We start from the raw sequence: 23,987 nt of genomic DNA, 5'->3' as shown, positions 1-23,987 counted from the left end.
ACGGGCTGCGCTCGACCAGCCGTTGTTGAAAGCGGTCGGCGTTTGGTTACGTTACCCTGAGCGCTGACTATTTATCCGATGTTCATGGAGTTTCCGTTGTCCGACCTTCCCCCTCTGTTTATCTGGCCGTTGGCGTTCGTGCTCGGCGCGGTGCTGGGTAGCTTCCTGAATGTGGTCATCGTTCGCCTGCCGGTCATGCTGATGCGGCGCTGGCGCGCGGAAGCGCTGGAGGCACTGGAGCAACCCGCGGAGGCCAATCCCCAATACAACCTGGCGACGCCACGCTCGCACTGCCCCAGTTGCGGGCATTTCATTGCCTGGCACGACAATCTGCCGCTGGTCGGCTGGCTCAAGCGCCGGGCGCGTTGCGCGGCATGCGGCACATCGATCAGCGTCCAGTATCCGCTGATCGAGCTGGCCTCGGCGATACTGGCGCTGGCGGTCATCGCACTGCACGGCTTGAGCTGGCAGAGTCTGTGGCTGGTCAGCGCCTGCCTGACGCTGCTGGCGTTGGCTGTCATCGACTGGCGCACCCAACTACTACCGGATACGTTGACCCTGCCGCTGCTGTGGGCTGGCCTGCTTTACCAATGGCTGTTCGCACCGCTGATGCTGGAGAATGCCGTGCTGGGCGCCATCGCCGGATATCTCTCGCTGTGGTCGGTCTACTGGCTGTTCAAGCTGACCACCGGCAAGGAAGGCATGGGCTATGGCGACTTCAAGCTGATGGCGGCTCTCGGTGCCTGGCTTGGCTGGCAAAGCCTGCCACTGCTGTTGTTGCTTTCGGCCGGTGTCGGCGCGATCGCCGGCATGACATTGATCGCCACCCGGCGACAAGATCGGAATCAGGCGATTCCCTTCGGCCCCTTTATCGCCCTGGCCGGGTGGATTGCGATGCTGGTCGGCGAGCCGTTGCTGGTAATCTATCGCAATCTGCTGCTGGGAGGCTGAGGGCGACCATGACAGCCAACGCACACGAGACCATGGTGGTGGGACTCACTGGCGGGATCGGCTCCGGCAAGAGCGCCGTCGCCGACGCCTTCGGCACCCTGGGCATCAACTGGATAGACGCCGACCATGTTGCCCGAGAGATCGTGATGCCAGGCGAACCCGCGCTGGCGGCCATCATCGAGCGCTACGGAAAGACGATCCTCCAGCAGGATGGCACGCTCGACCGCCGCGCGCTGCGCGCCCGAATTTTCAACGATGAAGCCGAACGCCACTGGCTGGAAGGGGAAACACACCCGCGTATTCGCCGGCGACTGTTGACCCACTTGATGCGGCTACGGGCTGCTGGGGCGCCCTACTGCCTACTGGTGTCGCCACTGTTGATCGAATCGAGTCAGCACGAACTGGTCGATCGGATTCTAGTCGTGGACGTTCCCAGGGAGGTCCAGATCGAGCGAACCTTGGCGCGGGATGGCGTCGACAGGCGCCAGGTGGAGTCCATCCTGTCCGCGCAGAGCTCCCGGGAGTGCCGCCTTGCAGCAGCCGACGACGTCATCGACAATGGAGGCACTCGACGACACTTGATCGATCAGGTCGCTCGGCTGGATGCCAAGTACCGCCAGTTGCGCTCTCCAGCGGGATGACGGTCCTTCGACACCCTCGCCCCCGACACGTTAGCCACCGACACGATATCTCTCTATGACTCGATCCAACGACCCAAGCAACGCCAACGGCGCCGGTAAGGGGCTGACCGTCCCCTGCCCCCAGTGCCAGCAACCGGTTGCCTGGACGACCGAAAACGCCTATCGGCCGTTCTGTTCCAAGCGCTGCAAGCTGATCGACCTGGGCGCCTGGGCGGATGGCTCCCACCGCATTCCGGGCGAACCGCACATGGATGAAACCGAACTCGACGAACTCATCGACCGGCTCGAACGCGGCGAGTAGTCCGCTTACACCCTGTGTGTCGACGCTTGCTACAGCCTGATCCCATGGCCAGAAACGAAGACGCCGCACCCCCTGGGTGCGGCGTCTTCCGTTTTTGGCTCGTGGCTCAGGAATCGTCACGCCAGAAATCGCGAATCGATGCGATCCCCTGCGCCCCGACAGCCCGCGCCTGATTCGCATGGTGGCGCGTCATCCCGCCCAGCGCGAAGACCGGCATCGCTGCCATCTCCACCATCTGCTGGAAATCGTGCCACCCGATCGTCACCGCTTCAGGATGCGATGGTGTCGGCGCCAACGGCGAGAGGGTGACGAAGTCGCAGTCGATCTGTCCGGCCTGGGTCAGCTGTTCTTCGCCATGGGTCGAGGCGCCCAGCCACTTGTCGCTGGAAACCGGGCGTCGCTTGAGCTCCATCAGCCTGGCGCTGGTCAGATGAATGCCGTCGGCATCGACCCGTTGCAGCCACTCGGGGTCGGCGTTCAGCAGCAACTTGGCGCCGTAGCGACGGCACAGTTCCAGGGTCTTCTCCGCACGGGCCTGGTAGGCCGGGTCATCCAGCCCCTTGGCGCGCAACTGCACCAGGCGAATGTTGTCCTCTTTCAGGGCACGCTCGAGCCGGTCGAGGAAGACGGAGTCATCCGCCTCTTCGGCGGTGATGAGATATTCCTGGGGCAGCGCCACCGCCCGCAGAATCGGCAGATTGGCCGCCGGGAAGGCGTAGTTGGTCAAATCGTCGACCTCGACCCACCGCACCGGCTGCCCCTCTCTGCCGTACGGGTCGCCTTCGTACTCGCGTACCTGCCAGACATCCAGCAGGATATGCTTGTCGGCGTACTCGTGATGCACCCGAATCAACGGCTGTGCGCGCAGGATCTGAATGCCGAGTTCCTCGCTCAGTTCCCGCTTGAGCGCCTCGAAGCCGGTTTCGTAGGGCGCCAGCTTGCCCCCCGGAAACTCCCACAGACCGCCCTGGTCGACCGTCGCCGGACGCCTGGCAATCAGCACTCGCCCATCGCCTCGGATGACGGCGGCAGCCGCCACATGGACCCGTCTCTTGATCATCTTGCTAAGTCTCTCGCGCCACTTCAGTGTTTGACGGCGACATCCGGCTTCGGAATATCGCTCTCCGTCAGAAAGCGTTCAACTGCGGTAATCCGCGTTGATCGATACGTAATCGTGGGACAGGTCCGATGTCCAGATCGTAGCGTTGGCATCGCCGCGACCGAGGCGAATGCGGATGACGATCTCTTCCTGAGCCATTACCCGACTGCCCGCCTCTTCCGTGTAACTGTCGGCGCGACCGCCATGCTCCACCAGGCGGTCGCCTCCGAGATCGATGATGACGCGCTCGACGTCCAGATCCTTCACCGGCGCGCGCCCGACGGCAGCCAGGATTCGTCCCCAGTTGGCATCGCTCGCGTAGAGCGCCGTCTTGACTAGCGGCGAGTGGGCTACCGTGAACGCCACCGCTCGCGCCTCGTCGACGCTCTCCGCCTGTTCGACCTGTAACGTGACGAACTTGGTCGCCCCCTCGCCATCACGAATGATCGCCTGCGCCAGTTCGACAAGCACCGATGTCAGCGCCTCGCGGAAGCGATGTTCATCGTCGGCCGACTCGACGCGCGGGCCACGACCGGTAGCGATCAGCGTGCAGGCATCGTTGGTGGAAGTATCCGAATCCACCGTAATCGAGTTGAAAGAGACTCGCACCGCCTCACGCAGCCACTGCTGGAGCCGGTCCTGCTCGATCGCCGCATCGCAGGCGACGAACCCGAGCATGGTCGCCATGTTGGGCTGGATCATGCCGGAGCCCTTGCTGATCCCGTTGATGGTGACCGTGCCACCGCCGAGCTCGACCTGGGCCGAAGCGCCCTTGATACGAGTATCGGTGGTCATGATGCCCTCGGCAGCGAGCGCCCAGCCGTCGGCATCCAGCGATTCCAGCGCGGCGGACAAACCATCCGTGATTCGAGCCACCGGCAGCGGCTCCCCAATCACCCCGGTCGAGAACGGCAGTACATGATGGCTCTCGGTTTCGGTCAGCGCGGCCAGTGCGCGGCAGCAATCCTCGGCGTCCTCGCGGCCCTTCACGCCGGTTCCCGCATTGGCATTGCCGGTATTGATCAGCAAGTAGCGTGGCATCGCTCGCTGCAGGTGGTCTCGAGCGACGTGCACGGGTGCCGCACAGAAGGCATTACGGGTGAACGTGGCAGCGACGGAGGCACCTTCGGGCACCTCGATCACCACCAGATCGCGACGGTTCGGCTTCTTGATACCTGCCATCGCGGTTCCCAGCCGCACGCCCTCGAGCGCCGCCATTCGGGGAAACAGTGATTTACCTACGGCCATTCCATTCTCCTCAAGGAGCACAGGCCGGGCCCGTGCCCCTGGCCATTCTCAGCTCAGCGCACCATGGCACTGCTTGTACTTCTTGCCGGAACCGCACGGGCAAGGATCGTTACGCCCGACTTTCGGGCCCTCCCGGCGCACCGGCTGGGCACCATCCTCGGCCGGCTCGACTTTCGATTCCGCCCCGTCGGCAGTCTGCTGAGCAGCGGCGACAGCCTCCTCGTGGACCGATTGGCTGGCCGCCTTTTCCCGTTCGAGCGCTTCGCGACGCTGACGCTCCAGATCCTCAACCTCTTCCTGACGACGCACCTGTACATGGCTCAGGATGCGGGTGACGTCATGCTTGATGTTGTAAAGCAGGGACTGGAACAGCTCGAACGCCTCTCGCTTGTATTCCTGCTTCGGATTCTTCTGCGCGTAGCCCCGCAGGTGAATGCCCCGGCGAAGGTGATCCATCGACTGCAGGTGCTCCTTCCAGCGAGTGTCCAGCACCTGAAGCATGACCTGTTTCTCGAAACGTCGCATCATGTCGCCACCAATCGCTTCGACCTTGGCGAGATATTGACCACGGTGCTGGTCCAGCAGGCGTTGACGCAGTACTTCCTCGTTGAAGCTGTCGTCCTCCTCCGCCCACTGCACCAGCGGAAGGTCGATGTTGAACTCCTGCTTGAGCTGATCCTGCAGTCCTGCCAGCTCCCACTGCTCCGGCAGACTCTGCGGCGGCACGTAGTCGGAGACCGTCTGCTCGAGCACTTCATCGCGGATGCTGGCAACGTTGTCGGAGATCTCGTCGGCGGCAAGGATATCGTCTCGCTGCTCGTAGATGACCCGGCGCTGATCGTTGGAGACATCGTCGTACTCCAGCAACTGCTTGCGGATGTCGAAGTTGCGGCCTTCGACCTTCTTCTGCGCCCGCTCGACCGCGTTGGAGACCATCTTGTGCTCGATGGCTTCGCCTTCCTCGAGTCCCAGCGCACCCATCAGGCGCTGGACCCGATCGGAGCCGAACAGTCGCATGAGACTGTCTTCCAGCGACAGGAAGAAACGCGTCGAGCCCGGATCCCCCTGGCGGCCGGCACGGCCACGCAGTTGGTTGTCGATCCGGCGGGATTCGTGCCGCTCGGAACCAATGACGTGCAGGCCACCAGCCTCGAGCACGGCATCGTGACGCTGCTGCCACTCCGCCTTGATCGATTCGATCTGTTCTTCGCTGGGGTCCTCGAGCTTGGCGACTTCGGCTTCCCAGTTGCCGCCGAGCACGATATCGGTGCCACGGCCCGCCATGTTGGTGGCCAGCGTGATGGCACCGGGGCGACCTGCCTGGGCAATGATTTCGGCCTCGCTGTCATGCTGCTTGGCATTGAGGACGTTGTGAGGAATCTGCTTCGCCTGCATCAGCTTGGAGAGATACTCCGAGGTCTCGATGGACGCGGTGCCCACCAGTACCGGCCGGTTGGCCTCGCGCTGCGTGTTGACGTCCTCGATGATCGCGGCGTACTTCTCCTCGGCACTCAGATAGACGAGATCGTTCAGATCCTGGCGCGCCAACGGACGGTTGGTGGGGATCACCAGCACGTCGAGCCCGTAGATGTGATTGAACTCGAAGGCCTCGGTATCGGCGGTACCGGTCATCCCGGCCAGCTTATCGTAGAGGCGGAAATAATTCTGGAAGGTGGTGGATGCCAGCGTCTGACTCTCGCGCTGGATCGCCACCCCTTCCTTGGCCTCGACCGCCTGATGCAGACCTTCCGACCAGCGGCGCCCCGGCATGGTACGCCCGGTGTGCTCGTCGACGATCACCACGTTACCATCCGAGACGATGTAGTCGACATCACGGTGATAGAGACAGCGAGCACGCAGCGCCGAATGAATATGCTGCAGCAAACCGAGATTCTGAACTGCGTAGAGCGAGTCTTCCGACTTGAGCAGGCCCGCTTCCCGCATCAGCTGCTCGACCCGCTGATGCCCCTCTTCGGTCAACTCCACCTGTTTCTGCTTCTCGTCGATCAGAAAATCGCCGGTGGTCGGGTCCTCTTCGTCGGTACACTGCTTGAGCTGCTTGGAGAGCGTGTGAATCGTGCGATAGAGTTCGACGTCCTCCTCCACGGGACCGGAGATGATCAGCGGCGTGCGCGCTTCATCGATCAGGATCGAGTCGACCTCGTCGATGATCGCATAGTGCAACGGTCGCTGGACTTTGTCCTGCAGCGAGAAGGCCATGTTGTCGCGCAGATAGTCGAAGCCGTACTCGTTATTGGTCCCGTAGGTGATATCGCAGGCATAAGCCTGCTTCTTTTCCTCGTTCGGCTGGCCGGAGGCGATGACCCCGACACTCAAACCAAGAAATTCGTAGAGCGGACGCATCCAGTTGGCGTCACGACTGGCCAGATAGTCGTTGACCGTGACCACATGCACGCCTTTCTCCAGCAGCGCATTGAAGTAGACCGACAACGTCCCGACCAGCGTCTTGCCCTCACCGGTCTTCATCTCGGCGATCCGGCCCTCGTGCAGCGCCATGCCGCCAACCATCTGGACATCGAAATGGCGCATGCCGAGCACGCGCTTGCTAGCCTCCCGGACGGTAGCGAACGCTTCCGGCAGCATGGCCTCGTGCTTCTCGCCATCGGCCAGACGTCGGCGAAACTCTGCGGTCTTGGCCTTGAGTGCCGTGTCATCCAGCGCTTCGAACTGGGCTTCCAGTGCGTTGATCGCCGCCACCTGCTTGCGCATGCGCTTGACGTCGCGGTCGTTCTTGGAGCCGACCAGCTTGTGTAGTATTGCGTTCAACATGATGTATTCCTGCGTGCCCTTGAGGCAGCCATGCGACGACGAGGCCAGCACCGGCTGCCGGTGATGATGAAAAAGGTATAGCGGTCATCAGGCAGGTGCAGGCGGGCCTCTGCGGGACAAGACGTCCAGGGCGGCACTGAGGGCAACCAGGGGGGCGAGATAGGTCCGCCGCGGCTGCGGCAAGGGAGCCATGGTCCGCGGGTGCAGGGGACGCTTGGCGGCGATGCGCGCGACACGTCGGGATTCGGCCCGGATAGCCTCCGGGGCCATCAGATAGACCTGAGTCAAGCGCTCGGCCAGCCGCATCGCCTCAGCGTGCATCAAGCCCGCAGGCAGCAGACAACCGACCAGCACACTGGCCAGCCACCAATGGGCTCGCTGCCGGGGGCGCCAGATGGCGCCACGCTGACCGGACTGCGCTTTGACCGAAGTCATGCTGTCGACGAACTCCGCGCCGTGATAGGTTTAGCGGGTCTTTCCCCACCGCGTGCAAGCCGATGAGTATAAAGGCTAAGCGTTTACGAGCCCAGCCCGTTTCCCGACTCCTTGAGCAACCGGGAGGGCTGGGCGACGTGATGCGCATGGCGACGTTGATCGAACGCGCCCAGAACCACCTGAGGCGGCAGCTCCCACCGGACGTGGCCGAACACCTCTACGTCGGCGGCTACCGCAACGGCGTGTTGACATTGATCACCGACCGCGCCGCATGGTTGACGTGGCTGCGTTACGAACAGCCTCGGCTGCTCGAGTTGTTGCATCAACTGCCCGGCTTCGAGGCCGTCATGAAATTCTCGTTGAAGGTACGCCCGATCCGGCCCGTCAAGGCGCTACCGCGACAGACGCGTCGCCTGTCGCCAGCCGGCGCCGATGCACTTTCCCACTGCGCGGAGGGCCTGGAAGACTCTCCGCTCAAGCGCTCTCTGAATCGCTTGGCCTCGCACGCCCAAGTCACACCGGAATCGGACGACGGTTCCGCTACCTGACCGGACAGCCTGCCTCGTACCAGGGACCGCACACTGCTGTCGTCGAGGTTCATCATTCGGAAACGACGACGCCGATCATGAGATCGGCGTCGAATTCAACGGCAAGAGATGATGCTTTCGAAGGATTGCCGGCGGCACTCAAGCCATGGCTGGCGCCGCGTAGGATATCGGCGCAGACTGTGTCGTTTCCTCGAACGTCACGATCTCGTATGCTTCGGGGTGGGCCAGCAATTCACGGCAGAGCTGATTGTTGAGCCCGTGACCGGACTTGTACCCTCTGAACTCGCCAATCAGGCTATAGCCGAGCTGATAAAGATCGCCAATCGCATCGAGCATCTTGTGCTTCACGAACTCATCGTCGTAACGAAGGCCGTCCTGGTTTACGATACGGTAGTCGTCGACGACGATGGCATTGTCGAGACTCCCCCCTAGCGCCAGATTCTGCGAGCGCAGGAACTCCAGGTCGCGCATGAAACCGAACGTGCGCGCTCGCGACACCTCCTTCACGAAGGAAGTCGTGGAAAAGTCGACAGTCGCGGTCTGCTTCTGCTGCTCGAAGACAGGGTGATCGAAATCGATCGCGAAACTGACCTTGAATCCGTTGTGCGGCAGAAATGTCGCCTGCTTTCCGTCGTCGTTGACGGTCACTTCGCGCTTGATACGGATGAACTGCTTCGGCGCCGACTGCTCGGCAATACCCGCCGACTGGATCAGGAAGACGAAAGGACCGGCGCTGCCATCCATGATCGGCACTTCGGGTGCACTCAATTCGACGTAGGCATTATCGATCCCCAACCCCGCGAACGCCGACATCAGGTGCTCGACGGTGGCAACCTTGACGCCATCCTTGGATAGCGCCGTGCAGAGGTTGGTGTCGGTGACGCTTTCGGCGTGTGCGGGAATGTGCACCACCGGATCGAGGTCGGTACGCACGAAGACGATGCCCGTGTTGGGCGTCGCAGGACGCAGCGTCAGATACACTTTTTCTCCGGAATGGAGCCCTACGCCAGTGGCGCGGATCGTGTTCTGCAGCGTTCGTTGTTTGATCATGGGCATCGACCTGACAGTCAAATGGTTTGGAAACGGTGTTCACTATAACACCAAACCACCGGCCCACCAACCATATCGACGTTACAAAGTGATGATGAGCAGTCCATTAGTCTATCAATCCGCCTGGCGACGCAAGAATGCCGGAATGTCGAGATAGTCGTCCATGTCCGATGTCTTGCGCTTCTCCTGCTGCGACTTCTTAGCCGCCGCTTCCTGTTCGGCGCGCGCGGCCTGCTGGCGCATGACGGCCGGCTGCTGAAGCTTGCGATAATCGGTCGTTTCCGGGCGGGAAGCGGCTGTTTCACGGGGGATAGCCTTCTCCTTCTGGGCATCCAATCCCGCGGCGACGACGGTCACCCGCAGTTCGTCGGACATCTCCATATCGATGGCAGTACCCACCACGATGGTCGCATCCTGGGAGGCGAACTCCTGGACCGTCGCCCCCACATCGTTGAATTCACCGATGGAAAGGTCCGGACCCGCCGTGATGTTGACCAGGATACCGCGCGCGCCGTGCAGGTCGATATCCTCGAGAAGCGGGCTGCGAATGGCTTTCTCGGCCGCTTCGCGAGCACGGTTCTCGCCGGTCGCAGCACCAGTCCCCATCATCGCCATGCCCATCTCGGACATCACCGTCCGCACATCGGCGAAGTCGACGTTGATGATGCCCGGGCTGGTGATCAATTCGGCGATACCCTGAACGGCGCCCAGCAACACATCGTTAGCGGCACTGAAAGCGGTCAGTAGGCTGGCGTTCTTGCCCAACACCGACAGCAGCTTCTCGTTGGGGATGGTGATCAGCGAATCGACGTACTCGGAGAGTTCTTTCATCCCCTCTTCGGCTGCGCGCATGCGCTTCGGCCCTTCGAACGGGAAAGGGCGCGTGACGACGGCGACGGTCAGAATTCCCAGCTCCTTGGCCACCTGGGCGACCACGGGGGCGCCGCCGGTGCCCGTACCACCGCCCATGCCGGCGGTGATGAAGATCATGTCTGCACCCTGGAGCATCTCGGCGATGCGATCACGATCCTCCATGGCTGCCTGACGCCCCACATCCGGATTTGCCCCGGCACCCAACCCCTTGGTGATCTCGCCACCCAGTTGGAGAACGGTCTTGGCCGCCACGCGCTTGAGCGCCTGGGCATCGGTGTTGGCGCAGATGAACTCGACGCCTTCGATGTTACTCTCGACCATGTGGTTGACGGCGTTGCCGCCGCCGCCGCCGACACCGATGACTTTGATGACTGCACTACTAGAAGGTGCATTATCTACTAGTTCGAACATTGCCCCGTCTCCAAGACCGCTTGCGGCCTGTCAGAAATTTCCTTTAAACCAGCCTTTAAGTCGCTCCAGCGTCGAAACCTCATCCCTGGTTGCGCGCCGGGGAAGTGAATCTTCCCTTTGAGGCTGGGCTGATACTGCGCGAGAGTGCTTGGCGTCCTTCATTCCGTAGAGTAGCAAACCTACCCCCGTCGAATAAATCGGGTTGCGCACCACATCCGCCAAGCCACGGACGTTGTACGGGCACGCGATACGAACCGGCATGTGGAATATCTCTTCCGCCAGCTCGACCACCCCCTCCATTCGAGAGGTGCCCCCCGTCAACACGATTCCGGCCGCCACCAGATCCTCGTAGCCGCTGCGGCGCAGTTCCTCGCGCACCAGCGTAAAGAGTTCCTCGTAACGGGGTTCCACGACTTCCGCCAATGCCTGGCGGGAGAGGTCCCGGGCTGGCCGGTCGCCAACGCTCGGCACCTTGATCATTTCATCGCTGCTCGCCAACTGTGTCAGCGCGCAGGCATACTTGACCTTGATATCCTCGGCGTACTGGGTCGGCGTGCGCAGGGCCATGGCGATATCGTTCGTCACCTGATCCCCGGCTATCGGGATCACGGCGGTATGTCGAATGGCGCCCTCGGTGAAAACGGCGATATCGGTCGTCCCCCCACCGATATCGACCATGCAAACGCCGAGTTCGCGCTCATCCTCGGTCAGCACCGCGTGGCTGGAGGCCAGTTGCTCGAGAATGATGTCATCGACTTCCAGGCCACAGCGGCGGACGCACTTCTCGATATTCTGAACGGCATTCATCGCTGCGGTCACCAAGTGAACGCGAGCTTCCAGGCGAACGCCGGACATCCCCAACGGCTCGCGAATCCCCTCCTGGGTGTCGATGGCGAACTCTTGGGGAATCACGTGCAGCACGCGCTGCCCTTCGGAGATAGCGCGCGCACGGGCGGAATCGATGACGCGATCAATGTCGGCAGGCGCGACCTCCCGCTCCTTGATCGCCACGACACCATCGGAATTCATGGAACTGATATGACTGCCGGCGATACCGACGTAGACAGAGTGGATGTCGCAACCTGCCATCAGCTCGGCTTCTTCTACGGCGCGCTGAATCGACTGAACGGTTGATTCGATATTGATCACGACACCCTTCTTCATGCCACGCGAAGGATGCGAACCAATCCCGGCAATTTCCAACCCGCCATCGTCAGTGGGTTGCCCCACGATGGCGACCACCTTGGATGTTCCGATATCCAGCCCGACCACCATATTGGAAGCGTTGGATTGTCCTGCCATAGGTCGGGGTCGCTCCTCAAACTTCACCGATAAACCGGATAAAAATGGGCCAACAAAGATTCGTGCTTATTATAGGAACAAGACGACCCTTTTCACCAGCCCATCGTTGAAACAAAAGCCACATTAAGCCCTTTTTCTTTAAAAGGGAAATAAGGAAGGAGTCTTTCCGCTATTAAAGCACTCCAAAAATAACGTCCCCCGGCGATAGGCAAGGTTAAGTACGAGGCCCGGCGAGCAAGAAGTCGCCATTCACGACACACACATCCTTTCAGATAATGAGGCCGGGGACGACGCCAGCCGTGGGATCAGGCCCGACTTCTCGCCCGGGAATCCCGAACTAATCGCTAGAGACGGTCGCCGTTTCCCCATGTCTCGCCACTGAAACACCATTAGGATAACGGAGATCGATGTAGCGAATCTGCGACGCCTCTTGTCCCAACTGTCGCTCCCATGCAGCAATAAAGCGAGCCAACCGCGCGTCCAAGTCCGTCCGCCCGAGAATTACCCAGACGCCATCATTGATTTGAAAGCGCCAGGCGCCGCGAGGCTCGAGCCTCAACTGGGTGATCGAAAGCCCGAGGTCAGACAATGTACGGCGCAGGGAATCGTAATAACCCAGTACCTCTCGACCCGTTCCATCGGGGCCGCCGAGGTCGGGGAGACGCCGTCCAAAGTCGCTTACCGGTCCGGGCGGGAACGGCTGGCCGCGACTATTAAGCAGCAGCTTGTCGTTCCAGCGCGCGACCGGATCTTGTTCGTAAAGCACGAACCGCAGGGTGTTGGGCCACTCGCGAGAGACGGTCACTTCCCGCAGCCAGCCAATCTTGCGCGCTTCGGCGCGCAGGTCGCTCAAGGACAGGGAGAGCCAAGTATGACCGCGTACCAAAGGAGCCAATTCCTTCTGGAGATAGGCGGCGCTCACGTAATTCAGGTCACCGCTGATCGAGACCCGGGCGATGGGCTTGTCCAGCCACAGCCACAGCGCCCTGCCGCCGGCACCGATGAGCACGACGATCATGAGGATGCCGAGCAGCGTACCCCGTGCGCTGGAATTCATGACACCTGCCCTACCTGACGTCGCTCGAAACGCTTCGGTCGTTCCATGATGCAAACACTCTTTTCCGACACGACCACCAGCCTCAAAGGATCACCTCGTCGAACTTGAGCGCGCAGTGGGCGAGTCCCTGGGCAATACCGCCGATATCTCCGGCCCCCTGGGTGATCAGAATATCGCCGGGCCGTAGCACTCGCGCAAGGATCCCCGGCAATGCCGACTTTTCCTCGATGAACAGTGGATCGACCTGACCGCGCTGGCGAATCGAGCCCGCCAGCATCTTTCCTTCCGCGCCGGGAATCGGCGCTTCGCCAGCGCCATAAACGTCGAGCAGCAACAAAGTGTCGACGCCGGAAAGCACCCTGACGAAGTCCTCGTAGAGGTCTCGCGTTCGGGTATAGCGATGGGGCTGATAGAGCATCACCAGCCGACGCTGCGGCCAGCCGGAGCGAACCGCACGAATCACCATCTCGACTTCACGCGGGTGGTGGCCGTAATCGTCGACCAGCATCACTTCGCCGCCCTGCGACAGCGGGTAGTGGCCGTGAATCTGAAAACGACGTCCGACGCCACCGAAAGACGCCAGCCCTCTGACGATATCGTCGTCGCCAACGCCGGCATCGGTGGCCACCGCGATGGCCGCGAGCGCGTTCAGGGCATTATGGGTGCCCGGCATCGCCAGGGTGATGTTCAGCGCCGCAGAGTCGCCGGGACGCTCGGCGACGAATCGAATGGTGTCGGCGGTCTGCTGGAAGTCCCGAATGCGATAATCGGCCTCTTCGTTGAAACCGTAAGTGACGAATTGGCGCTGAACCTGCGGCAGCAATTCCCGCACGTTGTCATCGTCGAGGCACAGCACGGCCCGGCCGTAGAAAGGCAGGTTGTGCAGAAATTCGATGAAGGTCGTCTTCAGCCGGGAAAAATCGCCGTCATAAGTCGCCATATGGTCAGCATCGATATTCGTCACGATCGCCGTCATCGGCTGCAGGTGCAGGAAGGACGCATCAGACTCGTCGGCCTCGGCAACGAGGAAGTCCCCGGAACCAAGACGCGCGTTGGTTCCCGCGCTGGTCAGCTTGCCACCAATGACAAACGTCGGATCGAGCCCTGCCTCGGCGAACAGCGTCGACAGCAAGCTCGTGGTCGTGGTCTTGCCGTGGGTACCCGCAACGGCGATACCGTGGCGGAAGCGCATCAGTTCGGCCAGCATCTCGGCACGACGCACCACCGGCACGCGATGCTCTCGCGCCCACTGGATTTCCGGGTTGGTCGGATCGACGGCCGTCGACACCACGATCACGTTGGCCCCTTCTGCGTTGATCGCCGCATGGCCAATGGCGACACGAATGCCGCAGTCGCGCAGATGGTGGGTGACCGCCGATTCCCTCAGGTCACTACCGCTGACTTGGTAGCCTTCGTTGGCCAGCACTTCGGCGATGCCGCACATCCCGGCCCCGCCGATTCCGACGAAATGAATGCCCCGAATACGCCGCATGCCGAGATGCGACCGCGTCGGACGCGTCTGAATGCTATCGCTCAAAACCGATCTCCATGCAGCCGTCGACCAGGCGCCCGACGGCATCGAGGTGGGCCACCCGACGTGCCTGAATCGCCATTGTCGCCAGCACGTCGGGCTGCAAAAGTGACTCGAGCATCGCCTGCAAACGTTCAGAGGTGAGCTCGGCCTGCTGTATCAATTCAGCGCCACCCGCTTCGACGAGGTGGCGTGCGTTATGAGTCTGGTGGTCGTCGACGGCATGAGGGAACGGCACCAGCAGGGAGGGCTTGGCCGCAGCGGAGAGCTCGGCGATGGTCAGGGCGCCGGCTCGACAGACGATAACGTCCGCCCAGTCGTAGGCGACAGCCATGTCGTCGATGAAAGCGCTCACCTCCGCCTCGACGCCGGCCGCTCGATAGGCCTCCCGCGTCTCGTCGTCCTTGTCACGCCCCGCCTGATGACGTACCTGCGGGCGCCGCGAGGAATCCAGCGCCGCCAGCGCAACGGGCAGCTTCCGGTTCAGGGACTGCGCCCCGAGCGACCCGCCCAACACCAGCAGTCGCAGCGGTCGGCCAGCCATCTGCTCGACCGTCCTGGGTGTCTCTCCCAGCACCGCGATGTCGTCGCGCACTGGATTGCCGACCACCTCAGCCTTGGCCGACGGGAAAGCCCCCGGGAAGGCGGCGTAGACTCGAGTCGCCAGATGCGCCAACGCCCGATTGGTCAAGCCGGCAACGGCGTTCTGCTCATGCACGATCAAGGGTTTACCGCTCAAGCGGGCGGCCAGACCGCCGGGGCCGCTTGCGAAGCCGCCGAGGCCGACGACGAGCTGCGGGTCGAAGCGCTGTATCACCCGCCGGGCCTGCCAGACCGCCCGGCTCAATCGCCACGGGACCGCCAGCCAACCGCCCAGGCCATTGCCTCGCAGCCCGGACACCGCGATGCGGTTCAACGGGATATCCGCGGCGGGAACGAGACGGTTTTCGATGCCTCTCGGACTCCCCAGCCACTCGACCGTCACTCCGCGTTCGCACAGGGCCTTGGCCAGTGAGAGCGCGGGCACGACATGCCCACCGGTGCCGCCGGCCATGATCAGAACGCGCCGCGTATCGCTCATAAATTCGGCTCCGAGTCCTGGGTGCCGGACTGCGCCTCGGAAGCCGCTTTGGGTTCGGCTCGGCGCTGCAGCCGTCTGACCTCGGCGTCAACGCGAAACAGTATGGCCATCATGAGTCCGCTAATAATGAGACTCGAACCGCCATAACTCAGAAGCGGCAGCGTCAAGCCTTTCGTCGGTAACATACCCGCGCTGACGGAGATATTGATGAATGCCTGTGCGCCGATGACCAGCGCAATGCCATAGCAGAGGTAGGCCGCGAACGGGATACCGATCAGTTCTGCCTTGCGCCCGATCCTGAAGGCACGAAAGACCAGCAAGGCGAACAGAAGAATCACCGCCATGGCGCCGAACAATCCCAATTCCTCGGCCAGCACGGCAAACACGAAATCGGTATGCGCCTCCGGCAGGTAGAACAGTTTCTGGACGCTGTTGCCTAGCCCCAGACCGAACCAGTGCCCCCGCCCGAAGGCGATCAACGCCTGGGTCAGCTGATAGCCGGTGTTGTACTGATCCGCCCAGGGATTGGCGAAACTGGTGATACGCTGCAAACGATAGGGTTCTGCCACCGCCAGCATGACGGCGCCCGACCCCACGACGGCAAGAATCAGCAGAAATCGCCACAGCGGGGCACCGGAGAGCAACAACATGCCCATCACGCAGCCGGTCAACACGACCACGGCGCCATAGTCCGGCTCGAGGATCAGCAGAAAGCCGATCAACGCCATCACCGCCAGCGGCCGCATGAAGGCTCCCCAAGTGCGCCGTACGTCCGGCAAATAACGCTCCAGGTAGCCGGCGATGTAGACGATCAGACACAGTTTGGCGACTTCCGACGCCTGGACATTGATGATGCCGAGCGGAATCCAGCGCCGGCTTCCGTTGATTTCGCGGCCGACGATCAGCACGACGAACAGCAGCAACAGCGCCACGATCAGCATCATCGGGCCTTTCTGTCGCCACCAGTCGAGCGGCAGGCGCACGGCGACGAGACCGACGCCAATCGCGGCGATAACGAAGATGCCGTGACGAATACTGAAATAGTATGGGTTGCCGGTCAGACTCGCGGCGATCTCGGTAGAAGCAGAGGTCACCATCACCCAGCCGATCAGCATCAGCGACAGCGTCGCCAGCAGTAGCCAGCCATCGAACGACTGATGCTTCGTGGTCAATCGCGCCTGCGACGTCTTCATCATGGTCTTCAGCATGCGGCTTCCTGCCCTTGTCCGAGCTGCCCTTGATCAAGCAGGGCGCGAAACGCCTCGCCGCGCGCCAGATAGTTGGGAAACTGGTCGAGACTCGCACAGGCGGGCGACAGCAGCACGCAATCCCCCGGCTCGGCGATCGACGCCGCGCGCCGCATGGCGTCTGCCAGCGTGTCGACCCGCCAGGTGGTGACCTGCGGTTCGAGCGCGGCGGCCAATTGCGGCGCATCCTGACCGAAGACGATCGCTTCCCGAGCGTAACGTGCCAGCGGTTCGGCCAACGGCGTGAAATCCGCACCCTTGCCGACCCCGCCACCCAACCAGACCAGTTTGCCGGTCAGCGTCTCCCCAACGCCGGCGATCGCCGCCAGTGTCGCGCCCACGTTAGTGCCTTTGGAGTCGTTGATCCAACGTACGCCGCCGTGTTCGGCAACGATCTCGCCGCGATGCGGCAAACCGGAAAAACGGGAAAGGACGCCGCGCATCACGCCCGGGGAGATCCCTACGACATGCCCGATCGCCATCGCCGCCAGCGCGTTGGCGTGATTGTGACGGCCTGCCAGGCGCAGTTCACCGACCGGCATCAGCGGTTGCCGGCCATGGTACAGCCACTCGTCCGTCTCGCCCGCCACACTCGAGATACCCCACTCGCTGTCACGAGGGGAGTGCGTGGTGAAACGCTCGCAGCTCAACGACTCCTGTTCCGGCCAGGTGGCCGAGTCGTCGGCATTGACGACGGCATGCGCGGCGCCCTCGAAAATTCGCGCCTTGGCCCGGCGGTAGCCTTGCATGTCGCCATGTCGATCGAGATGATCGGCCGATAGATTCAGAAACGCCGCGCAGATCGCCCCCAGTCCGGCGAGCGTCTCCAGTTGAAAACTCGACAGCTCCAGCACGAACAGTTCCGCGTCCGCGTGGTCGATCAACAGATCCAGTGCGGCAGCACCGAGATTGCCGCCGACCGCAACCCGCCTGCCCGCCTGCCGAGCCATCTCTCCTACCAGCGTGGTCACGGTCGACTTGGCATTCGATCCGGTGATGGCCACGATCGGCGCTTCGCAGTGTCGCGCAAAGAGAGAAATCTCGCCGACGACCCGGTCCCGAACAGCGCCCAGGCCAGCGCGCTCGAGATCGATGCCAGGACTGACGACTATCTCGGAGAATGCCTTCAGATCCAGCGACTCCAGGCCCCCCAGGTAAAGCTCGACCTCCGGATAGGCCGCGCGGAAAGCCTCGAGTCCCGGGGGCGCGGCGCGAGTATCGGCGACCATGAAGCGCTCACCGCGACTATCCAGGAAGCGGGCGATCGCGCGACCTGAAATCCCCACCCCGACCACCAAAATCGGCGGCGCGCCCGGAGCGGATGATCCTCCCGTGGAACGGATTCCTGACTCGGCAGACAGCGAATCACTCATGGCATCAACGCAACTTCAATGTCGCCAGCCCCAACAGGACCAGCATGACGGTGACGATCCAGAAGCGCACGATGACGCGGGGCTCCGGCCACCCTTTCAGTTCGAAATGATGGTGCAGCGGCGCCATGCGGAAAATGCGTCGGCCGGTGAGCTTGTACGATCCCACTTGCAGGATGACCGACACCGTCTCCATGACGAAGACACCACCCATGATGAACAGGACGATCTCCTGACGAACGATGACGGCGACGATGCCCAGTGCCGCACCCAAGGCCAGCGCACCGACGTCCCCCATGAATACCTGCGCGGGATAGGTGTTGAACCACAAAAACCCTAGGCCGGCCCCGGCGATGGTGCCACAGAAGACGGCGAGTTCGCCGGCGCCCGGCACCTCGGGTATGTGCAGATAATTGGCGAAGACGGCGTTGCCGCTGGCATAGGCGAACACCGCCAATCCCATGGAGACCAGCACCGTCGGCATGATGGCCAGACCGTCGAGGCCGTCGGTCAGATTGACCGCGTTGGAGCTGCCGACGATGACCAGATAGCTCAACACGATGTAGAACAGGCCCAGCGGAATCACCACGTCCTTGAACAGTGGCACGATCAGACTGACCTCTACCGGACTCGCTGCCGTGAAATAGAGGATCAACGACGCGCCGAGGCCGATTACCGACTGCCAGAGATATTTCCAGCGGGCCGGCAGACCACGCGGGTTCTTCTCCACCACCTTGCGAAAATCGTCGACCCAGCCGATGGCGCCGAAACCCAGCGTGACCGCCAGTACCAGCCACACGTAATGGTTGGTCAGGTCGCCCCACAGTAGCGTACTGATCGCGATGGAGACCAGGATCAGCGCACCGCCCATGGTCGGCGTGCCCGCCTTGGACAGGTGCGACTGTGGACCATCGTCCCTTACCGCCTGACCAATCTGGCGCTCGACCAGACGCCGGATCATCTGAGGCCCCATCCACAGGCTCAGAAACAACGCCGTCAACGTACCCAGAATCACGCGCAGGGTCAGATATCCGAAAACATTGAAAGCACTTTGAAAATGGGTAAGCAGTTCAGCCAGAAAAAGCAGCATGAGTCAGATTCACCTTGAGGCATCATCACGCAGTGCGGCGACGAGTCGTTCCATGCCGGCACTGCGCGAACCCTTGACCAGCACGCTGGCCCGGGAAGGAAGCTGATCCTGGGCGAAACGCTCGAGCGTCGCCCAGTCATCGAAATGACGGCCTTCGTTGCCGAAAGCCTCCGTTGCGGCACGCGCGGGCTCGCCGTACGTACCCAGAAAATCGAGTCCGAGATCGTGCGCCAGCCGACCGACCTCGGCATGCAGGCGTTCGCTCTCGGCGCCCATCTCGCCCATCGGTCCGAGGAAACACCAGCGCGGCGCCGGCAGCGACGCCAGCGTCTCGAGTGCCGCTCGCATCGCCCCGGGGTTGGCATTGTAGGTGTCGTCGATCACGCGGCTATCACGCACCCCGTCGACCACCTGCATGCGCCCCGCCATGCTCCGGCAGGCCTCGAGCCCGGCCACGATCTCGGCGCCGCAGAACCCCAGCGCCTGTGTCGCGGCCGCCGCGGCCAGCGCGTTGCGCACGTTGTGTCGCCCCATCAAGGCCAGCGAGACGCGCACCGACGTTTCGCTCGGCAGGGAAAGCGTGAAAGCATAACGCCCACCCGCATCGCACACCAGATCATGAGCGGTGACGCTGGCGTCACTCCCGATGCCGAAGTCGATGACTCGGGCGCGCCCCGCCAGCGCTCGCCACACCGGAAAATAGCACTCGTCCCGATCGAGGACGGCGCAGCCATCCATGGCCAGGCCGGCGAGAATCTCGCCCTTGGCCTGAGCGATCTGGCCCATGCCGCCGAACTCCCCGACATGCGCCCCGGTGACGTTGGTGATGACCGCCACCTGCGGCTTGGCCAGCGCGGTGGTCCAGGCAATCTCGCCCAGGTGGTTGGCGCCCAGTTCGATGGCGGCGTAGCGCTGCTCGGCGTCGAGCTCGAGCAGCGTCATCGGCGCGCCGATGTCATTGTTGAGATTGCCGCGCGTGGCCAGTGTCGGCGCCCGCCGCCGCAAGATCGAGGCGAGCATCTCCTTGACCGTGGTCTTGCCGCTGTTGCCGGTCACCGCAATCAGCTTTCCGTCCCACCCGAGCCGGTGCGCCCGCGCCAGCAAGCCCAACGCCAGCCGGGTGTCGGGTACCTCGACCTGCGCCAGCGGATCGGCGACCGGTCGTGCGACGACCGCTCCGACGGCGCCTTTCTCCCGCGCCTCGGCGAGGAAGTCGTGAGCGTCGAAGCGTTCGCCCTGCAGCGCCACCAACAGGTCGCCAGGGCGAAGCGCGCGCGTGTCGGTGACGATCCGCGACACCTCGGCGTCGGCGCCGTTCAAGGTCGCGCCGAGACGCGTGGCGATGCCGCTGAGCCGGTCGTTCATGCGGACGCCTCCCGCGAACGGAGGCAACGGCTCGCCACCCCGACATCGCTGAAGGGGTGGCGCATGCCGGCGACTTCCTGATAATCCTCGTGGCCCTTGCCCGCGATCAGCACGATATCCTCCGCCGTGGCCGTCGCGATGACGCGCTCGATCGCCGCTTCCCGACCATCGACCAACCAGCTTTCCGCCCGAACCCCCGGCGACAGCCCGGCCGCGATCTGGTCGCGAATGACTTGCGGATCTTCGCTTCTGGGATTGTCGTCGGTGACGACGATGCGGTCCGCCAGCTTCTCCGCGACCACCGCCATCAACGGACGCTTGCCGCTGTCACGATCACCGCCACAGCCGAACACGCACCACAGTTCGCCGCCATTCCGGCTCGGCAGATGAGCGCGCAGCGCGGAAAGCGCATTCTCCAGCGCGTCCGGCGTATGGGCATAATCCACGACCACCACCGGCGCCCTGCCGGCATCGTCTCGCGGCAGTCGTTGCATGCGACCCGGCACCGGCCGCAGCGTGGAGGCGGCCTGCCAGAGCGACGCCAGCGAATGGCCCAGGCCGTAAAGCGTGGCGATCGCCAGCAGTGCGTTGTCGAGGTTGAAACGCCCCATCAACGACAGCTCGAGGACCCCTTCGTTCTCCGGCGTGGCGACGATGGCTCGCAGGCCATTCGGCAGCGCTTCGCAATCGACGACACGCAGCGTCGTGGCCTCGCCGCCGCCGGTCGCCAGGACTCGAGTGCCGCCCGGCAAACCCGCCAGCATCAGGCGTGCCAGGGGATCGTCGCCATTGACGACGGCCAGCCGAACCGAGTCTCGCCTGAAAAGCCGGGCCTTGGCGGCGGCATAGGCCGCCATGCTGCCGTGATAGTCCAGGTGATCGCGACTCAGGTTGGTGAAGACCGAGGCATCGACCCTGGTATCGCCGAGCCGCTCCTGAACCAACGCGTGCGACGACACCTCCATGGCAACGACCTCGACGCCAGCGCCGGCCAACTCGCCGAGCATCCGCTGCAACGCCAGCGGGCCCGGTGTAGTCTGCAGCGCAGCGCGGACTTCGCCAGGCCGACCATACCCCAGCGTACCGATCACCGCGGCCGGGGTGCCGAGGACTTCCAATAGTGCCGCGATGTAATACGTAACCGAACTCTTGCCATTGGTACCGGTGACGCCGATCAGTTTCAACGATTCCGGAACCGCGAAGAGCCGTCGCCCCAGCGCGGCCAGCCGAAGCGCCAGCCCGGGCAAGGCGAGAACGCGCTCGTCGGCAGCCCAGGCCGCATCCAGCGCCTCGGCCTCGCAGAGCACACCGACCGCACCGGAATCGAGCGCCTCGGAGATGAACTGCCGACCGTCGACACTGACGCCCGGTACCGCCAGGAACAGGTCGCCGCTCTCGATCTGGCGGCTATCCTGCGTCAGCGTCAATTCGGCTGCGCCCGGAAGCCACGATGCCAACCGCGACGGTTCCGCGGCGTTGCCCGAAGGCGTAGCGACATCAGGCCAGAGCTCGGCCAGTGCAGTCGCTAGCCGCGCGGCATCGATTCTCATGGCGCGGTTTCCTCCTGCGGCGCGTCGGGGGGAACGTCGAGCAGGCGCAGCGCGCTGCCCACGACGCGACTGAATACGGGGGCGGCGACCAGGCCACCGTAATAGTCGCCCTTCTTGGGATTGTCGATCATCACCACGGTAACGATACGCGGGTTGGAGGCCGGGGCAATACCGGCGAAAAGCCCCCGATATTCGGTTTCCTGATAGCCCGTGCTGGTGACCTTGCGCACGGTGCCGGTCTTGCCCGCGATCTGGTAACCGGGAACCATCGCCAGATGGCCGCCGGCATTGGGCTGCACGATCTTTTCCATCATCGCCAGGAGCTCGTGCGCCACGGTGGCCGAAATCACCTGCTCGCTCTCCGGATCGCCGTTGAGCTTGAGCAGCGAGGGCGACAGGCGCTTGCCATCGTTGGCGATGGCGGTATAGGCACTCGCCAGTTGCAGCGGCGTCACGGCAACCCCGTAACCGTAGGCCATCGCCGCCTGAGCACTGCGCGGCAGGTTGGTCGGCGACGGCAGGCTACCGCTGTTCTCACCCGGGAACCCGGTGCCGGGCGACTGCCCCAGACCGAGTTCGCGATAGCGATTCCAGATCGCATCCTTGGGCAGTTCCAGCGCGATGTGGGACATCCCGATGTTCGAGGAGTGGAGCAGAATTCCGGCCGGCGACAGTTTGCCGTAGTTACGAAAATCGCGAATGGTATAGCCATCCACCACCATCCAGCCGGGCGAGGTGTCTATGATACTTTCCGGCGTGAACTTGTCGGAAGCGAGCGCTGCCGACATGGCGAGCGGCTTCATGACCGAGCCAGGTTCGATGGCGTCGGTGATGGCCTGATTGCGCAGACCGCGGACGTCCACATCGCTGCGATTGTTGGGGTTGTAGGAAGGCAGGTTGGCCATCGCCAGCACTTCGCCGGTCCGCGCATCCAGCATCACCAGCGAACCGCCGTCGGCGTCATTCTTGCGAATCCCCGCCGCCAGTTCGCGATACGCCATGTACTGCAGGCGCAGATCGATCGACAGCGTCAGGTCACCGCCCGGCTTGGCCTCGTCGATCAGGTGCAGGTCGCGAACCAGATGCCCCTTGCGATCCTTCAGCACGCGTCGCTTGCCCGGCTGACCGGTCAGATAACGGTTGTAGGCCAGCTCGAGCCCTTCCTGCCCCTTGTCGTCGACGTTGGTCACCCCGACGAGCTGTGCCGCCACCTCTCCTGCCGGGTAATAGCGCTTGTACTCGTCGCGCGAGTAGACACCGGGCATCTGCAGATCGAGCGCCGGCTTGGCGGCGGCGGGCGTCAACTGACGGCGCAGATACATGAACTCGTGGTCGGAGTAGCGCGAGATGCGATCTGCCAGCTGGCCGGGATCCACCTTGAGCGCCTTTGCCAGCAACGTCTGCTGAATGGGGTCTTTCGGAAGTTCCTGAGGATTGGCCCACAGCGTGATCACCGGGGTCGAGATGGCCAAGGGATCACCGTTGCGATCGCTGATCATGCCTCGATGGGCGCCGATGGTTTCGACGCGCAAGGTGCGCGCATCGCCCTGGTTCTGGAGAAAACTGCGGTCGATGACTTGAAGGTAGACCACCCGACCGACGAGTGCGGATAGCGCGACCAGAATGACGAGAAGCATGAACCAGTAGCGTCCGGCCCCCAAGGGGGCATCCGGCCGGCGGCTCCTGGCTGTCGCGGCGCGTCTGGACGCACTCATGGATGAATCACCTTCACTTCATCGACGCTCGGGACACGCATGTTCAGGCGTTTACTGGCCAACGACTCGATACGAGCGGGAGAAGACCAGGTACTCTCCTCGAGCAACAGCCGTCCCCACTCCGTCTGCAGCGAATCTCGCTGGTTCTCGAGTTTCTGCAAGCGCGCGTACTGGACCCGGGTCAGATGAGAGGTGCTGATGATGGCCAGCGCCGTTATCAACAGCGCAACGATGACCACACCCAGCAAAGCGGAACGTGGATCCAGGCGTCGGGCGAATGGCCAGTTGCCCAATCCCAACCCACTGCGTCGTCCTTGAACGGCCATGTTGCT

Annotated in this window: 21 protein-coding genes; 4 read left to right on the top strand and 17 right to left on the bottom strand. The window is 63.0% G+C overall.

All coding sequences use genetic code 11. From position 1 onward, the window contains the following. Positions 1–96: 96 nt before the first annotated feature. The 3 genes from F0A16_RS03760 to yacG are packed head-to-tail and all read left to right on the top strand — an operon-like array spanning position 97 to position 1,893. Positions 97–951 carry a prepilin peptidase gene (locus F0A16_RS03760; protein ID WP_239023693.1) on the top strand — a complete coding sequence of 285 codons (855 nt, stop codon included), beginning with the start codon at positions 97–99 and terminating at the stop codon, positions 949–951. A 32-nt stretch (positions 952–983) separates the two neighbouring features. Next, positions 984–1,592, top strand: a complete 609-nt coding sequence (gene coaE, locus F0A16_RS03755; RefSeq protein WP_149434114.1) for a dephospho-CoA kinase — start codon at positions 984–986, stop codon at positions 1,590–1,592. A gap of 55 nt (positions 1,593–1,647) precedes the next feature. Then, positions 1,648–1,893 (top strand): DNA gyrase inhibitor YacG, encoded by a 246-nt coding sequence (yacG, locus tag F0A16_RS03750; RefSeq protein WP_149434013.1) that lies wholly within the window; start codon positions 1,648–1,650, stop codon positions 1,891–1,893. A gap of 106 nt (positions 1,894–1,999) precedes the next feature. On the opposite strand, the gene F0A16_RS03745 is transcribed toward yacG, so the two are convergent. From F0A16_RS03745 to F0A16_RS03730, 4 genes are all read right to left on the bottom strand, one after another. Further along, entirely contained in the window at positions 2,000–2,953 is a 954-nt protein-coding gene (locus F0A16_RS03745) for a Nudix family hydrolase (RefSeq protein ID WP_149434012.1), read from the bottom strand. A 78-nt stretch (positions 2,954–3,031) separates the two neighbouring features. After that, positions 3,032–4,240 carry a bifunctional glutamate N-acetyltransferase/amino-acid acetyltransferase ArgJ gene (gene argJ / locus F0A16_RS03740; protein WP_149434011.1) on the bottom strand — a complete coding sequence of 403 codons (1,209 nt, stop codon included), beginning with the start codon at positions 4,238–4,240 and terminating at the stop codon, positions 3,032–3,034. Between the two features lie 48 nt (positions 4,241–4,288). After that, entirely contained in the window at positions 4,289–7,030 is a 2,742-nt protein-coding gene (gene secA / locus F0A16_RS03735) for a preprotein translocase subunit SecA (protein ID WP_149434010.1), read from the bottom strand. 87 nt (positions 7,031–7,117) lie between these two features. Beyond that, positions 7,118–7,465, bottom strand: coding sequence for a hypothetical protein (locus F0A16_RS03730; RefSeq protein ID WP_149434009.1), 348 nt, complete (start codon positions 7,463–7,465; stop codon positions 7,118–7,120). Between the two features lie 146 nt (positions 7,466–7,611). Here F0A16_RS03730 and F0A16_RS03725 point away from each other — a divergent pair, with 146 nt between their 5' ends. Beyond that, positions 7,612–8,013 carry a DUF721 domain-containing protein gene (locus tag F0A16_RS03725; protein ID WP_338100586.1) on the top strand — a complete coding sequence of 134 codons (402 nt, stop codon included), beginning with the start codon at positions 7,612–7,614 and terminating at the stop codon, positions 8,011–8,013. A gap of 138 nt (positions 8,014–8,151) precedes the next feature. On the opposite strand, the gene lpxC is transcribed toward F0A16_RS03725, so the two are convergent. The 13 genes from lpxC to ftsL all read right to left on the bottom strand — a co-directional run bounded on the left by lpxC (position 8,152) and on the right by ftsL (position 23,981). Next, on the bottom strand, positions 8,152–9,063 hold the full coding sequence (gene lpxC, locus F0A16_RS03720) for a UDP-3-O-acyl-N-acetylglucosamine deacetylase (protein ID WP_149434007.1): 912 nt from the start codon (positions 9,061–9,063) through the stop codon (positions 8,152–8,154). A 114-nt stretch (positions 9,064–9,177) separates the two neighbouring features. After that, positions 9,178–10,347, bottom strand: a complete 1,170-nt coding sequence (gene ftsZ / locus F0A16_RS03715; protein ID WP_149434006.1) for a cell division protein FtsZ — start codon at positions 10,345–10,347, stop codon at positions 9,178–9,180. Between the two features lie 30 nt (positions 10,348–10,377). Next, positions 10,378–11,649, bottom strand: a complete 1,272-nt coding sequence (ftsA, locus tag F0A16_RS03710) for a cell division protein FtsA (protein ID WP_149434005.1) — start codon at positions 11,647–11,649, stop codon at positions 10,378–10,380. Between the two features lie 337 nt (positions 11,650–11,986). Next, positions 11,987–12,706 (bottom strand): cell division protein FtsQ/DivIB, encoded by a 720-nt coding sequence (locus tag F0A16_RS03705; RefSeq protein ID WP_149434004.1) that lies wholly within the window; start codon positions 12,704–12,706, stop codon positions 11,987–11,989. 82 nt (positions 12,707–12,788) lie between these two features. Next, positions 12,789–14,198 carry a UDP-N-acetylmuramate--L-alanine ligase gene (gene murC / locus F0A16_RS03700; protein ID WP_239023702.1) on the bottom strand — a complete coding sequence of 470 codons (1,410 nt, stop codon included), beginning with the start codon at positions 14,196–14,198 and terminating at the stop codon, positions 12,789–12,791. Positions 14,199–14,232: 34 nt separating this feature from the next. Next, positions 14,233–15,318: an undecaprenyldiphospho-muramoylpentapeptide beta-N-acetylglucosaminyltransferase gene (gene murG / locus F0A16_RS03695; protein WP_149434002.1), complete on the bottom strand. Its 1,086-nt coding sequence runs from the start codon at positions 15,316–15,318 to the stop codon at positions 14,233–14,235. Next, positions 15,315–16,526 carry a putative lipid II flippase FtsW gene (ftsW, locus tag F0A16_RS03690; protein WP_239023692.1) on the bottom strand — a complete coding sequence of 404 codons (1,212 nt, stop codon included), beginning with the start codon at positions 16,524–16,526 and terminating at the stop codon, positions 15,315–15,317. Before ftsW ends, murG begins: the two co-directional genes overlap by 4 nt. After that, positions 16,520–17,866 (bottom strand): UDP-N-acetylmuramoyl-L-alanine--D-glutamate ligase, encoded by a 1,347-nt coding sequence (murD, locus tag F0A16_RS03685; protein WP_275401747.1) that lies wholly within the window; start codon positions 17,864–17,866, stop codon positions 16,520–16,522. Before murD ends, ftsW begins: the two co-directional genes overlap by 7 nt. A gap of 76 nt (positions 17,867–17,942) precedes the next feature. After that, the gene (gene mraY, locus F0A16_RS03680) at positions 17,943–19,025 is read right to left on the bottom strand and encodes a phospho-N-acetylmuramoyl-pentapeptide-transferase (protein ID WP_149434000.1); all 1,083 of its coding nucleotides are present in this window, start codon (positions 19,023–19,025) and stop codon (positions 17,943–17,945) included. Between the two features lie 9 nt (positions 19,026–19,034). Further along, complete coding sequence (locus F0A16_RS03675) at positions 19,035–20,390, bottom strand: UDP-N-acetylmuramoyl-tripeptide--D-alanyl-D-alanine ligase (RefSeq protein ID WP_149433999.1); 1,356 nt, start codon at positions 20,388–20,390, stop codon at positions 19,035–19,037. Next, on the bottom strand, positions 20,387–21,940 hold the full coding sequence (locus F0A16_RS03670; protein WP_149433998.1) for a UDP-N-acetylmuramoyl-L-alanyl-D-glutamate--2,6-diaminopimelate ligase: 1,554 nt from the start codon (positions 21,938–21,940) through the stop codon (positions 20,387–20,389). Before F0A16_RS03670 ends, F0A16_RS03675 begins: the two co-directional genes overlap by 4 nt. Beyond that, positions 21,937–23,655, bottom strand: a complete 1,719-nt coding sequence (locus F0A16_RS03665; protein ID WP_149433997.1) for a peptidoglycan D,D-transpeptidase FtsI family protein — start codon at positions 23,653–23,655, stop codon at positions 21,937–21,939. Before F0A16_RS03665 ends, F0A16_RS03670 begins: the two co-directional genes overlap by 4 nt. Continuing rightward, the gene (ftsL, locus tag F0A16_RS03660; protein ID WP_149433996.1) at positions 23,652–23,981 is read right to left on the bottom strand and encodes a cell division protein FtsL; all 330 of its coding nucleotides are present in this window, start codon (positions 23,979–23,981) and stop codon (positions 23,652–23,654) included. The genes F0A16_RS03665 and ftsL overlap by 4 nt, the downstream gene beginning before the upstream one ends. Between the last annotated feature and the right edge of the window lie 6 nt (positions 23,982–23,987).

The organism is Salinicola corii (assembly GCF_008298015.1).
In the GTDB taxonomy this organism is placed as follows: Bacteria; Pseudomonadota; Gammaproteobacteria; order Pseudomonadales; family Halomonadaceae; genus Salinicola; species Salinicola corii.
The sequence above is the reverse complement of the archived record's forward strand: the minus strand, read 5'-3'. Positions and strand labels throughout refer to the sequence as shown.